Annotated in this window: 19 protein-coding genes and 1 tRNA gene; 1 reads left to right on the forward strand and 19 read right to left on the reverse strand. The window is 67.1% G+C overall.

Features of this window, described 5'->3' with window-relative positions; all coding sequences use genetic code 11:
- Window positions 1–56 precede the first annotated feature (56 nt).
- From IPK85_19230 to smpB, 12 genes are all read right to left on the reverse strand, one after another.
- On the reverse strand, window positions 57–992 hold the full coding sequence (locus tag IPK85_19230; GenBank protein MBK8249506.1) for a GDP-mannose 4,6-dehydratase: 936 nt from the start codon (window positions 990–992) through the stop codon (window positions 57–59).
- Between the two features lie 64 nt (window positions 993–1,056).
- A complete protein-coding gene (locus IPK85_19235) occupies window positions 1,057–1,275 on the reverse strand; it encodes a 50S ribosomal protein L28 (GenBank protein ID MBK8249507.1) in 219 nt (72 codons plus the stop codon).
- A 3-nt stretch (window positions 1,276–1,278) separates the two neighbouring features.
- Window positions 1,279–1,635: a 50S ribosomal protein L17 gene (gene rplQ / locus IPK85_19240; protein MBK8249508.1), complete on the reverse strand. Its 357-nt coding sequence runs from the start codon at window positions 1,633–1,635 to the stop codon at window positions 1,279–1,281.
- Between the two features lie 3 nt (window positions 1,636–1,638).
- A complete protein-coding gene (locus IPK85_19245; protein ID MBK8249509.1) occupies window positions 1,639–2,712 on the reverse strand; it encodes a DNA-directed RNA polymerase subunit alpha in 1,074 nt (357 codons plus the stop codon).
- A gap of 150 nt (window positions 2,713–2,862) precedes the next feature.
- Window positions 2,863–3,495: a 30S ribosomal protein S4 gene (rpsD, locus tag IPK85_19250; GenBank protein ID MBK8249510.1), complete on the reverse strand. Its 633-nt coding sequence runs from the start codon at window positions 3,493–3,495 to the stop codon at window positions 2,863–2,865.
- 3 nt (window positions 3,496–3,498) lie between these two features.
- On the reverse strand, window positions 3,499–3,876 hold the full coding sequence (rpsK, locus tag IPK85_19255) for a 30S ribosomal protein S11 (GenBank protein ID MBK8249511.1): 378 nt from the start codon (window positions 3,874–3,876) through the stop codon (window positions 3,499–3,501).
- Between the two features lies 1 nt (window position 3,877).
- Entirely contained in the window at window positions 3,878–4,255 is a 378-nt protein-coding gene (rpsM, locus tag IPK85_19260; protein ID MBK8249512.1) for a 30S ribosomal protein S13, read from the reverse strand.
- Between the two features lies 1 nt (window position 4,256).
- On the reverse strand, window positions 4,257–4,373 hold the full coding sequence (rpmJ, locus tag IPK85_19265; GenBank protein ID MBK8249513.1) for a 50S ribosomal protein L36: 117 nt from the start codon (window positions 4,371–4,373) through the stop codon (window positions 4,257–4,259).
- 111 nt (window positions 4,374–4,484) lie between these two features.
- Complete coding sequence (gene pyrF / locus IPK85_19270; GenBank protein ID MBK8249514.1) at window positions 4,485–5,174, reverse strand: orotidine-5'-phosphate decarboxylase; 690 nt, start codon at window positions 5,172–5,174, stop codon at window positions 4,485–4,487.
- A complete protein-coding gene (locus IPK85_19275; protein MBK8249515.1) occupies window positions 5,162–6,088 on the reverse strand; it encodes a dihydroorotate dehydrogenase in 927 nt (308 codons plus the stop codon). Before IPK85_19275 ends, pyrF begins: the two co-directional genes overlap by 13 nt.
- Complete coding sequence (locus IPK85_19280; GenBank protein MBK8249516.1) at window positions 6,085–7,278, reverse strand: N-acetylmuramoyl-L-alanine amidase; 1,194 nt, start codon at window positions 7,276–7,278, stop codon at window positions 6,085–6,087. Before IPK85_19280 ends, IPK85_19275 begins: the two co-directional genes overlap by 4 nt.
- Window positions 7,278–7,748 (reverse strand): SsrA-binding protein SmpB, encoded by a 471-nt coding sequence (gene smpB, locus IPK85_19285; GenBank protein ID MBK8249517.1) that lies wholly within the window; start codon window positions 7,746–7,748, stop codon window positions 7,278–7,280. The genes IPK85_19280 and smpB overlap by 1 nt, the downstream gene beginning before the upstream one ends.
- A 106-nt stretch (window positions 7,749–7,854) precedes the next feature.
- Between smpB and IPK85_19290 the strand changes: the two genes are divergently transcribed.
- Window positions 7,855–7,938 (forward strand) — tRNA-Leu (locus tag IPK85_19290).
- Here the strand turns inward: IPK85_19290 and IPK85_19295 are convergent.
- From IPK85_19295 to IPK85_19325, 7 genes are all read right to left on the reverse strand, one after another.
- Window positions 7,939–8,481 carry a hypothetical protein gene (locus IPK85_19295; protein ID MBK8249518.1) on the reverse strand — a complete coding sequence of 181 codons (543 nt, stop codon included), beginning with the start codon at window positions 8,479–8,481 and terminating at the stop codon, window positions 7,939–7,941.
- Window positions 8,481–8,945, reverse strand: a complete 465-nt coding sequence (locus IPK85_19300) for an Rrf2 family transcriptional regulator (protein ID MBK8249519.1) — start codon at window positions 8,943–8,945, stop codon at window positions 8,481–8,483. The genes IPK85_19295 and IPK85_19300 overlap by 1 nt, the downstream gene beginning before the upstream one ends.
- Window positions 8,946–8,952: 7 nt before the next feature.
- A complete protein-coding gene (locus tag IPK85_19305) occupies window positions 8,953–9,774 on the reverse strand; it encodes a hypothetical protein (protein ID MBK8249520.1) in 822 nt (273 codons plus the stop codon).
- Between the two features lie 82 nt (window positions 9,775–9,856).
- Window positions 9,857–10,507, reverse strand: a complete 651-nt coding sequence (locus IPK85_19310) for an MBL fold metallo-hydrolase (GenBank protein ID MBK8249521.1) — start codon at window positions 10,505–10,507, stop codon at window positions 9,857–9,859.
- Window positions 10,504–11,460, reverse strand: a complete 957-nt coding sequence (gene trxB / locus IPK85_19315) for a thioredoxin-disulfide reductase (GenBank protein ID MBK8249522.1) — start codon at window positions 11,458–11,460, stop codon at window positions 10,504–10,506. The genes IPK85_19310 and trxB overlap by 4 nt, the downstream gene beginning before the upstream one ends.
- A gap of 100 nt (window positions 11,461–11,560) precedes the next feature.
- Complete coding sequence (locus IPK85_19320) at window positions 11,561–12,313, reverse strand: SDR family oxidoreductase (GenBank protein ID MBK8249523.1); 753 nt, start codon at window positions 12,311–12,313, stop codon at window positions 11,561–11,563.
- Entirely contained in the window at window positions 12,276–13,088 is an 813-nt protein-coding gene (locus IPK85_19325; GenBank protein MBK8249524.1) for a PHP domain-containing protein, read from the reverse strand. The genes IPK85_19320 and IPK85_19325 overlap by 38 nt, the downstream gene beginning before the upstream one ends.
- Window positions 13,089–13,128 lie beyond the last annotated feature (40 nt).

Consider the following 13,128-nt stretch of genomic DNA (forward strand, 5'->3'; position numbering starts at 1 on the left):
CCGGTGTGATCGCGGGGAAAACGTGATGAAAACGCGCAGGAGGAAAAGTAGCATCCTCACCCCCCGCGCACGTACGCGAGGTCCGCTCGAACCAGGCGCGCCACCATCTCTGGGAAGGACGTGGTCGCGCGCCATCCCAGCGCGCGAGCCGCCTCCGCTGGGTCGGCCAGGAGGCACCGGGGGTCCGCCGCGCGACGTAGACCCTCGTCGCTCCGTACATAGGCCCGGTAGTCGAGGCCTGCCGCAGCAAACGCGTGCTCGCAGAACTGGCGCACGCTGTGAGCGACGCCAGTGCCGATTACGTAGTCACCGGGCGACTCCATCGTCGCCATACGGACGAGGGCGGCCATGTACTCCGGGGCATATCCCCAGTCGCGTTGCGCCTCCAGGTCGCCGAGGGTCAACTCGCTGGCCCTTCCTGCTGCAATCGCGGCGACCCCCAGAGACACCTTTCGCCCCAGAAATCGCGGGTCTCGTCGCTCGCTCTCGTGGTTGTACAGAATCGCCGCCGAGAGGTGTCCCCCCGTCCGCGACCGAAGCTCGCGCAGTTGGTCGAGCGCCTCCGCTTTCCCGCGGCCATACGGGGTGACCGGACAGAGGGGTGTGGACGCGTCCTGCGGCGACGCCGCTGCGCCACCGAAGACCTCGCTCGAACTCGCCAACACGAACCGGGCGCTCGGCGCGTGATGTTGCCAGGCTTCGAGCACGACCGCGGCGGCACGACGATGCGCCTCGACGACCCGTTCGGGCGCCTCGGCGCCCGCGACGAAGGACTCGGCGGCAAGGTGGAAGATGGCCCGGGGGGACGTGTGCGACACCACGACCTGCACCGCCCGCGCGTCGGTCACATCGGCGAGGTGCAGCACGGTCCCGGGCGGCACCTCACGCGGCCGACGGGCAATCCCGTGCACCTCCCACCCGGCATCAAGGAGTTGGTTGGCGAGGTACCACCCGTCCTGCCCGGTGACGCCGGTGATCAGGGCGCAGGGCATCCTGCCTAACACAAAGGGAGCGCCGACGGCGCTCCCTTGAGGGTGACGGGTGCGGAACGTCGGCTCACGCCACGCGTGCGGCCCGCGGTGCACGCTTGACCTTGCCAGCGGCCAGGCAGCGAGTACACACCTTCACCTTGATGATCTTGCCAGCGGACTCGATGCGCACGACCTGGAGGTTGGGCCTCCAGGTGCGGCGGACCTTGTTGTTGGCGTGCGAGACGTTGTTGCCGTACGTCACGCCCTTGCCGCAGGTATAGCAGCGGCTGCGATTGATCTGCATGGGTTACCCTTCCACGAGCTCGATACGCGCCATCTCAGCGCCGTCACCCTTGCGGTGCCCGGTCTTGAGGATGCGCGTGTAGCCGCCGTTGCGCTTGAGGTACTTCGGGCCAATCTCCTGAAAGAGCTTGTCCGCGGTCTCGCGCTTGTGAATGTGACGCCCAGCCAGGCGACGATCGTGCAGCGTGCCAGACTTGGCCTTGGTGATGAGCTTCTCGACAAACGGGCGCAGTTCCTTGGCCTTGGCCTCGGTGGTCTCGATGGCGCCGTGTTCAATCAGCGAGGAGGCGAGGCCGCGCATCAGGGCGGTCTTCTGCTCCGAGGTGCGCCGGAGGGCTCGCCCGGCTTTGCGGTGACGCATGGTTTAGGGCTCCTCTTCGTCGTCAGGGGCGTTGGCGGCCGCGTGACTTGGGGCGGTGCCCCAATCGATAATGCGCACGCCGTCCCCGCCTTCTTCGTATCGCATGCCGAAGTTCAGGCCTTCCTTCTCCAGGAGATCGGCAATCTCCTGGAGCGACTTCTTGCCGAAGTTCTTGACCTGCAGGATCTGGTTCTCGGTCTGCCGCACCAGGTCGCCCATGCTGCGGATGCTCGAGTTCTTGAGGGAGTTGACCGAACGCACGGACAACTCGAGTTCGTCGATCGGTTGCTTGAACAGCGCGGCGAGTCGTGCGCCATCGCTTCCAGCCTCACCACCGCCCAAGGACAGCGGGGCCGAGGTATGGCTGCCGAACGAGACAAAGTACTGGAAGTGAGACTGCGCGAGGGCTGCGGCGTAGGACACCGCTTCCTCCGGCGAGATCGTGCCGTTGGTCTCGACGGTCAAGGTGAGTCGATCGTAGTCGGTGCGCTGTCCGACGCGGGTCTCCGCGACGGTGAAGTTGGCGCGGCGGACCGGGTTGTAGATCGAATCGATGCGCACGAGGTCGATGGGGAGACCACGATCCACCGCGTGGCCATCCGATTCGACGTAGCCGCGCCCCTTGCGGACGTACAGCTCAATGCTGATGTCGCGGCGATCCTGCAGGGTGAGGATGTGGTGCGCGGCATTCACGACGCGAATGCCGCCCGTCTCGTGCGCATCGCCGGCCGTGACGGCACCGGCGCTCGACTTGGAGATGCGGAGCACGCCTTCCTCGACATCGTCGGCCATGGCCAGGACGAGGGTCTTGAGGTTGGCGATGATCTGGTGCACGTCCTCGACGACCCCCTGGATCGTCTGGTGCTCGTGTACGACGCCGTCGATGCGGAAGCCCCAGACGGCGGCGCCGCGGAGGGACGACAGGAGCATCCGGCGCATCGCGTTCCCGAGGGTGTGACCATACCCCCGCTCGAGCGGCTGCAGGATGAACTCGGCCATGTTGGGGTTGTCGTCGCGCCGATGCACCTCCACGAGGTGCGGTCGGACGAGCCCCTTGATATCGATCGCTTGAGCCATGTTGGTGTGTTTCCTCGGATGGTCTCGCCGGCGGTCGCCGACGACGCCTCACCTCGCCCCTGACGCGCGGTGAGTTCGTATGGGAGTCAGGGTCCCGACCTTCACGCGGTCGGGCCGGGCGATCGTGGTACGATCCCCGGCTCGGCCGACTTACTTCGAATACAACTCGACGACCAGCTGCTCCTGGGCCGCGATGGCGATGTTCGGGCGCGTCGGGCGCTCGAGCATGCGACCGCTGTACGAATCCCGGTCCACCGCCAACCACGACGGCGAGCTGCCACGCGCGGAGTGCTCCATCGACTCCTTCACCCACACGTTCTCGCGCGACTTCCCGCGCACCTTGATCTCCTCGCCAGGGACCACGGCATAACTCGGAATATCCACGGACTTCCCGTTGATCTCGATATGCCCATGCCGAATGAGCTGCCGGGCCGCCTTGCGGCTCGAGGCGAAGCCCATGCGATACACCATGTTGTCGAGACGGCTTTCCAGTGCGGCGAGCAGGTTGTGCCCGGTAATGCCTGGCAGTTTCGCCACCTTCTCGAACGTGTTACGGAACTGCTGTTCGCTGACCCCGTAAATGCGCTTGATCTTCTGCTTCTCACGGAGCTGCTTGGAGTACTCAGAGGCCTTGCGGCGGCGCGCCTGCGCCTGGCCATGCTGGCCGGGGGCGTAGGGCCGGCGCTCGACCGGGCACTTCTCGGTGAAACATTTGGTGCCCTTGAGGAACAACTTGGTGCCTTCGCGGCGGCACTGACGGCAGCTGGGTCCGGTGTAACGCATGGCTTAGACCCTCCGACGCTTGGGGGGACGGCAGCCGTTGTGCGGAATCGGGGTCACGTCCTTGATCGACTTGACCTGGAGGCCGGCGGCCGCGAGCGCCTGCACGGCCGACTCACGGCCCGAGCCGGGCCCCTGCACACGAACGTGCACGCGGCGCACACCGGCTGACAGGGCCTCGCGGGCGCACTGCTCGGCGGCGACCGTCGCCGCGAACGGCGTCGACTTCTTGGAGCCCTTGAACCCGGCCTTGCCCGAGGTCCCCCACGAGATGGCATTGCCATGCACGTCGGTGATCGTGACAAGCGTATTGTTGAACGTGGCGTTGACGTGGGCGATTCCTTCCGCCTCCACGACGCGCTTGGTCTTCTTTCCCGTGGCCATACTACTTCGTCACCTTCTTCTTGCCGGCGATGGCGCGACGCGGACCCTTCTTCGTGCGCGCGTTGGTGTGGGTGCGCTGACCGCGCACAGGAAGCCCGCGACGATGACGGATCCCGCGATAGGACCCGATATCCATCAGTCGCTTGATGTTCATCGCGATCTCGGTGCGCAGGGCACCCTCCACGCGATGATCCTTCTCGATTGCCTGACGCAGCTTGTTGACGTCGGCCTCCGTCAGGTCGCGCACACGAAGGTCCGGGCTCACCCCCGCCCGCTCGCAGATGCGCTGCGCCGTCGTCCGGCCGATCCCGAAGATGTACGTCAACCCGATCTCGACGCGCTTCTCGCGCGGAAGGTCTACCCCTGAAATGCGTGCCATATCAGCCCTGCCGCTGCTTGTGCTTAGGGTTGCGCTTGCAAATAATGCGCGTCACCCCGGCACGCTTGACGACCTGACAATGCTCGCAAATGGGCTTCACGCTCGTTCGAACTTTCACCGTCAACACTCCCGTGCGTCCCGCGGGTCAAACTGCCCTGAAAACGGCCAAGACCATCAAAGTACGGGGCTTAGGCCGTCCATGCAAGGCGCGAACGCAGGAGATTTGACCTTATTCGAGCGCCGCGGTCACCCGCCGCATCGCGGCAACCGGGTCTGGTGACGCCGTCACCATCCGCCCAATCACCAGGTACGACGCCCCCGCGGCGGACGCGACCTCCGGCGTCATCACCCGCGCCTGATCGTGGGCCTCCCCCTCCGCAAACCGGATTCCTGGCACCAGCGGGTGGAGTCCCGGGGCTTTCGACCGCACTGCAGCCAGCTCGTGTCCACTACACACAAGGCCATGGGCCCCCGCCCCCTGACACAGTACGGCCAAGCGCGCCACCTCCGCACCAACGTCCGCTATCGGCCGGCCCCACGCCTCGCCAAGTCCGGCCGCGCTGAACGAGGTCAGGACCGTCACCCCCATCACCCGGCACTCACCCGCGGCTTGGACCGCCGCGCTCACCATGGCCGCACCACCGGATGCGTGTACCGTGAGCATGCTGGCTCCGGTCGCCACGGCGGATCGCACGGCCCCGGCGACCGTGTTCGGGATGTCATGGAACTTGAGATCCAAAAACACCTCATGGCCCAGTTCCCTGATTGCCCTCACCACGGCCGGGCCGGCGGCCGTGAACAGCTCACTTCCCACCTTGTAGAACCGGCAGCTGTCACCCAGGCTCCGGACCAGCTGCAGGGCCTCGCTCGACGTCGAATAGTCGAGCGCGACGATCGGGACTGATTTCAATTGGGCCATTCGAGGCTCCCTTTGAGTTCGGAAAGGGCCCGCACGCCGCGATCACGGCACCAGGCATCCACCCCCCTCACCACGGCCTCAGGGACGGACGGATTGCGCAGGGCCGCCGTGCCGATGGCCACCGCGCTCGCCCCAGCCACGATGTATTGCAGCAGGTCCGTCGCGCTCGCCACGCCTCCGGCACCGATGATGGGAACCCCGTGGGCCTTCCAGACCCGCCACGTGGCCAGAACCCCGATCGGCAGAAGCCCGGGACCACTGACCCCTCCCGTGCCAAACCCAACGGCCGGTCGGCGCTTCTCAATGTCGACCACCAGTCCAGGCCACGTGTTCACTACCGTGATCCCGTTGGCACCGGCCTCCAGCGCCACTCCCGCGGCGCGCGCCACGTCCGGCAAGGTCGGTGACAGCTTCACGAAGAGCGGCCGAGCGGTCGCCCCCCTCGCTCGCCTCACTAACTCGGCCAGAGCGGCCGGATCCTGCCCGAACTCCATGCCGCCGGCCTTCACGTTCGGGCAACTCACGTTCAGTTCGTAGCCCTGCATCCCGCCCACCTCGTCGAGCCGCTCGATCACGGCCGCGTAGTCCTCCACCGCATACCCAACCACGTTCACCAGAACCCGGCACCGCATCAGTGAACGTGACAGCCACGGCAGGTGCTCCGCCCGCACCGCCTCTACGCCAGGGTTGGCCAGGCCCACGGCGTTGATCATCCCACCGGGGAACTCGGCCACCCGTGGACGCGGGGCCCCCTTCCGGGGCTCTGGACTCACAGCCTTGGTCGTGATGGCGCCGAGTCGCTCAAGCTGCATGACCCCAGTCAGCTCTTCACCGTACCCCGCCGTTCCGGCCGCGAGGACAACCGGATTCTGGAGGGCGATCCCGGCGAGATCCACCCGCAGGTCCGCGCTCATGCCCCACCCCCGGTGGCACCTTTTCGCTCCAGTCGATCGAGGTACGATACCGTGGCCGTCGCGATGGCATTCCCGAGGGAGCGTTGCCCTTCCGCTGACGCCATCCACGCGGACTCGGCCCGATTGGAGCCGAAGCCCACCTCGATCAAGACCGAGGGCATGAACGCGCGAACCAACACCCGGAATCCCGCCTGCTTGACCCCGCGATTCGGCCCCGGGTGCACCCGACGCAGCGCGGCCTGCACATCTGCGGCCAGGTCGCCCGACTCGCGCAGGAACTCATTCTGCTTCATGTCGTTGAGGATGAAAAGCAGTGGATCGTTGGCGTCGATCTCCTGCTCCCCCTCGTATTTCACTGCTTCGTTTTCGATCTGCTCCACGCGCCGCTCGTCGTCCGTCTTGGCTTCGGAAAGGAAATAGGTCTCGAAGCCGCGCGCCCCGCCCGGGTTCTGCCACCTGGGATTCGCGGCATTCACGTGGATGGAGAGGAACACGCTGGCCTTGGCCTCGTTCGCCATGCGTCCGCGGTCGGCAAGGGCGATCAGGGTGTCCTTGGCCCGCGTCATGACCACCTTGACCCCAAGCCGTTCCAGGGCGGCGCGCACTTCTGCCGCCACACCAAGAGTGATGTCCTTTTCGTGCAGTCTGCGGCCGGCCGTGAGCGGACCGCTCATACCCCGGTCAGGCCCCCCGTGGCCGGCATCCACCACGACGACGCGAGGAACGGGCTGGCGCGGGCGGACGACGGCTGGACGGGCAGGCTCCGGGGTGCGCACCGGAGGTGCGGGCGCCCTGACGGCCATGACCGACCGACGAAGCTCCCCGCGGCTGGCGTCGTAGCGATATCCCAAGGCAACTCGAGGCAGCAGCTCGGTCACCAGGGCGAGCGGCGTCAGCAGCTTTCCCTCGAACAGCGTTGGCGGGGCAGTCAGCGGTTCCGACTTGCCCCTGACCCGCGCGACCGCGATCCCCAAGCTCAGCTCGATGTCGGCACCCCCGACCACCCAGCGATAGCGATCTCCCCCAACACGGACCAGGGCGCCACCTATGGCCTGGAGGCTCTCCTCGAGTCGCAACATGGGCCCGCGCTGGGTCTCGAGGAGCGGGACCGGTGTGGTGAGTTCACCATCGCGCACGACCAGGGAAGCGGGCTGCGCGAGCCACACCGCCAGGACACAGGCGCACCACATCACCGACGCCGGAAGGCGCGCGCCATGTCGCGCTCGGCGTCACGCCGACGGGCATCGTCGCGTTTGTCGTGCATCTTCTTCCCCTTGGCGAGCGCCAGACGGACCTTCGCGCGACCACCCTTGAAGTAGAGCTCCAGCGGGACCAGGGTCAGTCCCTGGCGCTCCACCCCACCGATCAGCTTGCGGATTTCCTTCTTGTGCAGGAGGAGCTTGCGCAGGCGCGTGCTCTCATGCGTGACGTAGCCGCCGTGCGAATACGGCGACACGTTCATGTTCAGGAGGTACACCTCGCCGTCCCGGACCGTGCCATAGGCGTCCGTGATGTTGGCTTTGCCTTCGCGCAGCGCCTTGACCTCACTGCCGGTGAGCACGATGCCGGCCTCCCAGGAGTCGAGCACCTCGTACTCGTGCCGCGCCTGGCGGTTCCGCGCAATACTCTCTGTTCCGGGATCGGGCTTGGGGGACGGCATAGCCAGTGGAAGCTAATCGGGCGCCCCGCCCGACCATGCCCTAACGACTCTGGCGGGCCTTGCACGTTGACTTGGTTGTACGGCTCGGGTTAGGTTCCGCCCCCTTGCCGAAGTGGTGGAATTGGTAGACGCGCTGCGTTCAGGGCGCAGTGGGCGATAGCCCGTGGGGGTTCGAGTCCCCCCTTCGGCACTACCCCTTGGGGGCCCCTTCGGGGGCTGCGGACTGTGGCAGTCGGGGGTCACCGAACGCCGCGCGGAGTGCCTCTTCGGACTCTCGCAGCCAGCGTTCCACGAGAGCAGCCCCTTGGGCCACCGCCTCATGCTCGATCCTGGGACACCCCGAGAGCAGCAACATCGTGCGCGCGACGCGCTCGGCCGGCGAATCCGGCATCCCGCGCAGGGCGATCATTTCGCGGTACGCGGACAGTCGCTCGTTGAATTGACGTTCCGCCATCTTGACCCTGTCGGCGGCCACGTGTCGGTCGGCCTGCATGGCAATCCCGAGCTCTCGGGCGACTGCGGAACCCGTCCGATCATCGAGGGCGTCACGCTGCGCGACCAGCAGACCGAGCGCGCGGCGGAGGTAGCGCAGCTCCCACCCCGCCCGGTCCTGGTCTTCGTGTGTCGCCGCCGAGGCGAGCCACCGAATGTCGACGGCTGCGGGTTCCTCGACCACCCGGGCGACGTATCGCTGGGCGGCGGATGGCCGACTACTGAACAGGCCAAAAAACACTAGCCCACCTGGCCCTGCAGGACCGGCAGGCCAACCCTCCGCCGGACGGCCGGCTCATCGGCGAGCAGGTCCGACAGGCGCACGCTATCGAGTGCGTCGTCGATGCGCCGCTGAAGCATCATCCACACCGGCCGAATGGAGCAGTTTTGCGAATCCGAGCAGCGCTCATCGCCGATCGGGTGGGACACGCAATGCAAGTCGAACGTGGCGAGCTCTGACGCGGCGATGATCTCGCGGACCGTAATCGCCTCCGGCGAACGCGCGAGCGAGTACCCGCCCTTGGCTCCCCGGGTGGAGGCCAGCAACCCAGCGCGCCGGAGCCGGATCAGGATCTGCTCCACGTAGTCCGCGCTTAGCGCCTCACGCGCAGCAAGGTCGCGGCCGGTCACGGGGCCATCCTCGAGGCGTTTGGCCAGGTGCAGGGCACAAATGACCCCGTATTCGGCCCACGTCGTGATACGCATGGTTCCGTTACTGGCGAGGCGTCGGGATCTGGTACGTCGAGATGAACTGAATGGCCCCGCCGTTGATGTCGCGCAGCACCGTGCGGAGGCGCGTCGCGATGAACTCGCGCTTGACGTTGGTCGAATCGGTCCACGCGGGGATCGCCGCCACGGCGATCGAGTCGATCCCGTCGTCGCGGAACGCACAGCGATATTCGCGCGAGATGTTGCCGCTTCCCCCAGCAGGCGCAAAGGTCAGCTGCACGATGAGGGCTGAGGCGGTATCCGCCGCGCGATTCCATCGCAGCTGCATGTACCCGGTCTGGGGCGGGACGAGTGGCTGCAGGGTGAAGGCTTCGGCGGTCTTCGCGCGCAGCTCAACCTGAGGGTAACCGCCAAGCGCGCCGGGAATGGCAATGATGGCCGAGTCACCAGGCGTGTAGGCCACCGTCGTGCCGGACGCCAGGTTGTAGGAGGTGACGCCGCCATTCGAGATGCGCGGGATCGTATTCGCCGTGCCACCCATGGACACCGAGAGCGCGGCCCCGGCGTCCAGGTAGGTCACGCCCGTGAACGAGTTGGTCGGAGGAACGAAGTTCTGGACCGGGAAGCAGGAGTCCGGGCGCAGCCCCGCGCTCGGCACCGTGGATACCTCGCCCCGGAAGAAGACCGCGTTCGGCGCTGTTCGCACCTGGTTGGCGGAATTCTCGACCGCATTGATGTTCACAAAGCCCCACAACAGTTCGTTGGGGCGGAAGGAGAGCGTGGTATCACACGATGCCACCAGGGCAGTCGCGCCCACCACACCAAGCACGCCGAAACGGCGGACACGCAGACCAAGGAGAGTCATCGACGGGTCGGGAGAAGGGTTGTCGTGGGGGGAACGGGAAACATGGCGGGTCGTTACGCTGTGCGGCACCCGCCGGGACGAGCTACGATCGGCGAATGGGACGGGCCAGGCCCGACAGGAACGGATTTGTACCCAGCTCCGCCCCGATGGTGGTAGCAGGCCCATGCCCGGGATACACGACCGTCTCCGGCGGTAGGGTCGCGATGCGTGCGAGCGAGCGCTGCATGTCCTCACCGCTGGACAGCGGAAGGTCGGTCCGGCCGATCGATCCGGCAAAGAGGCAGTCGCCACCAAACGCCACGCCGTGCCCGGCGAGCAACACGTGCCCGGGGGCGTGTCCGGGGACATGCCACACCGTGAAGGTCAGCGTCCCACAGCGCAGCTCGCCGCCCTCTCCCAGGTCGTGGTCCGGTGCCGGGGGGGGATCAAACGGGATGCCGTACATTTTTGCCGCCGCGATGGCGCCGACACCGTACAGCGGCAGGTCGAGGGGATGCAGGTGAATCGGGAGCTGCGGAAAGGCGCGGCGCACCCCGGCAATGGCCCCGACGTGGTCGAGGTGCCCGTGCGTCACCCAAATCGCTTGCAGCGTGCCCCCGCTCCGCTCCGCCATGTGCAGGATGGTCGCCGGATCATCTCCAGGATCGATGAGGACGGCGTGCCCGGTTGCCTCGTCGAGGACGTGATAGGAATTCTCCTGAAACGGCCCCACCACGACGGACGAGATCTTCATGCGTGCTCCGCGCGATCCTTCCGCAAGGCCGTCAGATATTTCTCCGCCGCGACGGCGGCCGTGGTCGCGTCTCCCACGGCGGTGGTGACCTGTCGCGTCAACTGGACCCGGACGTCGCCAGCGGCGAAGAGGCCCGGAATCGACGTTTGCATGTTCCAGTCGGTGACCAGATAGCCCGACGCGTCATGGTCCACGTGATCGGCGATGATCCCGGTATTCGGCTTGAAGCCGATGAAGACGAAGATGCCGGTCGCCGCCAGTGTTGAGCTAGTCCCGGTCTTCACGTGCCGGAGGGACAGGTGGTCAACCAGGCCCTTCTCGTCTGCGTGGATTTCCTCGACGACCGTATCGAAGATCACCTCGATTTTCGGGTTCGCAAAGACGCGCTGCTGAACGATCTTCGAGGCGCGGAACTCCCCGCGCCGATGGATGAGGTACACCTTGCTGCCAAACCGCGTGAGGTAGTCGGCCTCCTCGCAGGCCGCGTCGCCCCCACCGACCACGGCGATGACATGGCCCTTGAAGAACGCCCCGTCACAGACGGCACAATACGACACCCCCTTCCCCGCGTACTCCGCTTCCCCGGGAATCCCGAGCTTGATGGGGGTGCCACCAGCGGTGACGATCACCGTCGGGGAGTGCCAGGTGTCTCCGTTGTCGGCCCGGGTCTCGAAGGTCCCATCCGCAAGCCGTTGGACACGATCCACATTCGCCGTCTGGATCACCGCACCAAACTTCGCGGCATGCGCGGCGAACTTCTGCGCGAGATCCCATCCCTCGACGTGCTCAAATCCGGGGTAGTCCTCGATCATCTCCGTGTTGAGCAACTCGCCCCCGGGCGCCCCGCGCTCCAGGACGACCGTGTTAAGCATGGACCGGCCGGCATAGAGTCCGGCCGTCATGCCGGCTGGGCCGGCGCCGACAACCACAATGTCCACTTCGTGCTGAGCCATGGGCGAGCGCTGCGAATGCGTGATGCCACGGGAAGAACGTCACGGCCCTGGTGCCGAACGTCCGTACGGGAAAGCCAACGATGCGGGGGGAAGTTCCGCTTCAGCGGCGGATGTGCCGCCCGCCGTCGATGAAAAGTACCTGCCCGGTGACGAAGGTGGCATCGAGGAAATATTCGACCGCCTGCACCACATCTCCGGGGGTCCCGTGGCGCCCCAGCGGCGTGGAGGTCGCGAGGCGATCGACCTCGGCCAGATCCATGTCGACGGGCGGCAGCACGACGCCGGGCGCGATGGCGTTCACGCGAACGCGGGGGGCCAGCTGGCTCGCGAGAGCGCGGGTCATGGAGGCCACCCCTGACTTCGCGAGCCCGTGGGGGATGTACGCCGGCCACGTCTCGAAGCCGGCCAGGTCGGACAAGTTGACGATGCTGGCCCCCGCACCCATGACCCGGGCCGCCGCCACGGCGAGAAAGAAGGGGGCACGCAGGTTCACCGCAAAAACCCGATCCCACTGCTCGACCGTGAGGGTGTCGAAGGGGGTGCGCTCGAAGCTCGCCGCGTTGTTCACCAGGAGGTCGAGGCGGCCATAGGCGGCCATGACGGCGGCGACGAGCCGCGCCGGAGCCTCCGCCTCGGCGAGGTCCGCGACGAAGCGTCGAGCCCCACCCCCGAGTTCCGTGACGAGCGCATCCGCCTCCATGCACGACGCCCGACAATGCACCGCGACGTCGTACCCGCGTGACGCGAGGGCGCGCGACATCGCCGCCCCAAGCCGCTGCCCTCCCCCGGTCACCAGTGCGACCGGGCGCCGCTCGCTAGACAGCCGCCGTGCGGCGCTGGCGCACCGCCTCATCCTGGGAATCGAGCCACGCGCCGGGGACCCGCATCGCCCCGATGACGCGCGGCCCTTCCGTGGCCCCATGCGAATCGGAGCCGCCACTCGGCAGCATGCCTAACGACTGCACCCCTTCCAACAGGCGACGGCGATCTTCGGCGCTGTGGCTCGGGTGCAGGACCTCGGCCCCGTCCAGGCCATGCAGCTGGAGCGCCGCGAGGCGAGCCTTGTTACAACCGGCCCCCGGGTGCGCCAGGATCGCGAGGCCGCCATGCGCATGCACCATCGCAATAGCATCCTTCAGCGTCAGGCGCCGCTTCTCCAGGAACGCCGGTCGCCCGGCGCCGAGATAGCGATCAAAGGCGTCGCGCAGGTCTCGCGCCCACCCGTTCTCGACCATGGCCCGCGCCACATGCGGGCGGCCGATGGCGGCGTCCCCCGCGACCTGCAGGACATCGGCGAAGGTGATCTTCACCCCGATCTCGTTGAGGCGGCGCACCATCGCCTGACCGCGCTCGACACGGGCGACACGGAACGCCTCCAGCTCGTGGTGCATCCGGTCGAGGTCGTCCAGGTGCAACCCGAGCAGGTGCACCTCGTCGTCACCCTGGTAGGCGCTCAGCTCCACGCCGGCGATGACGCGCAACCCGGTCCCTGTCGCGGCAGACACGGCCTCCGGCAACCCAGCGACCGTGTCATGGTCCGTGAGAGCGATGGCCGACACGCCCGCCGCCAGGGCGGCACGGACCACCTCGGACGGCGTTTGGCTGCCGTCCGATGCCGTGGAATGCATGTGAAGGTCTACCGTGACGGGCGCAGGGGTGGGCGCCTGC

This window comes from Gemmatimonadota bacterium (assembly GCA_016712265.1).
GTDB lineage: Bacteria > Gemmatimonadota > Gemmatimonadetes > Gemmatimonadales > Gemmatimonadaceae > RBC101.

What these genes read in the sequence shown, in the direction of transcription:
- IPK85_19230 (MBK8249506.1), bottom strand. Translation starts at nt 992, where the DNA reads ATGCCCTGCGCCCTGATCACCGGCGTCACCGGGCAGGACGGGTGGTAC.
- IPK85_19235 (MBK8249507.1), bottom strand. Translation starts at nt 1,275, where the DNA reads ATGCAGATCAATCGCAGCCGCTGCTATACCTGCGGCAAGGGCGTGACG.
- rplQ (MBK8249508.1), bottom strand. Translation starts at nt 1,635, where the DNA reads ATGCGTCACCGCAAAGCCGGGCGAGCCCTCCGGCGCACCTCGGAGCAG.
- IPK85_19245 (MBK8249509.1), bottom strand. Translation starts at nt 2,712, where the DNA reads ATGGCTCAAGCGATCGATATCAAGGGGCTCGTCCGACCGCACCTCGTG.
- rpsD (MBK8249510.1), bottom strand. Translation starts at nt 3,495, where the DNA reads ATGCGTTACACCGGACCCAGCTGCCGTCAGTGCCGCCGCGAAGGCACC.
- rpsK (MBK8249511.1), bottom strand. Translation starts at nt 3,876, where the DNA reads ATGGCCACGGGAAAGAAGACCAAGCGCGTCGTGGAGGCGGAAGGAATC.
- rpsM (MBK8249512.1), bottom strand. Translation starts at nt 4,255, where the DNA reads ATGGCACGCATTTCAGGGGTAGACCTTCCGCGCGAGAAGCGCGTCGAG.
- pyrF (MBK8249514.1), bottom strand. Translation starts at nt 5,174, where the DNA reads ATGGCCCAATTGAAATCAGTCCCGATCGTCGCGCTCGACTATTCGACG.
- IPK85_19275 (MBK8249515.1), bottom strand. Translation starts at nt 6,088, where the DNA reads ATGAGCGCGGACCTGCGGGTGGATCTCGCCGGGATCGCCCTCCAGAAT.
- IPK85_19280 (MBK8249516.1), bottom strand. Translation starts at nt 7,278, where the DNA reads ATGTGGTGCGCCTGTGTCCTGGCGGTGTGGCTCGCGCAGCCCGCTTCC.
- smpB (MBK8249517.1), bottom strand. Translation starts at nt 7,748, where the DNA reads ATGCCGTCCCCCAAGCCCGATCCCGGAACAGAGAGTATTGCGCGGAAC.
- IPK85_19300 (MBK8249519.1), bottom strand. Translation starts at nt 8,945, where the DNA reads ATGCGTATCACGACGTGGGCCGAATACGGGGTCATTTGTGCCCTGCAC.
- IPK85_19305 (MBK8249520.1), bottom strand. Translation starts at nt 9,774, where the DNA reads ATGACTCTCCTTGGTCTGCGTGTCCGCCGTTTCGGCGTGCTTGGTGTG.
- IPK85_19310 (MBK8249521.1), bottom strand. Translation starts at nt 10,507, where the DNA reads ATGAAGATCTCGTCCGTCGTGGTGGGGCCGTTTCAGGAGAATTCCTAT.
- trxB (MBK8249522.1), bottom strand. Translation starts at nt 11,460, where the DNA reads ATGGCTCAGCACGAAGTGGACATTGTGGTTGTCGGCGCCGGCCCAGCC.
- IPK85_19320 (MBK8249523.1), bottom strand. Translation starts at nt 12,313, where the DNA reads ATGAGGCGGTGCGCCAGCGCCGCACGGCGGCTGTCTAGCGAGCGGCGC.
- IPK85_19325 (MBK8249524.1), bottom strand. Translation starts at nt 13,088, where the DNA reads ATGCATTCCACGGCATCGGACGGCAGCCAAACGCCGTCCGAGGTGGTC.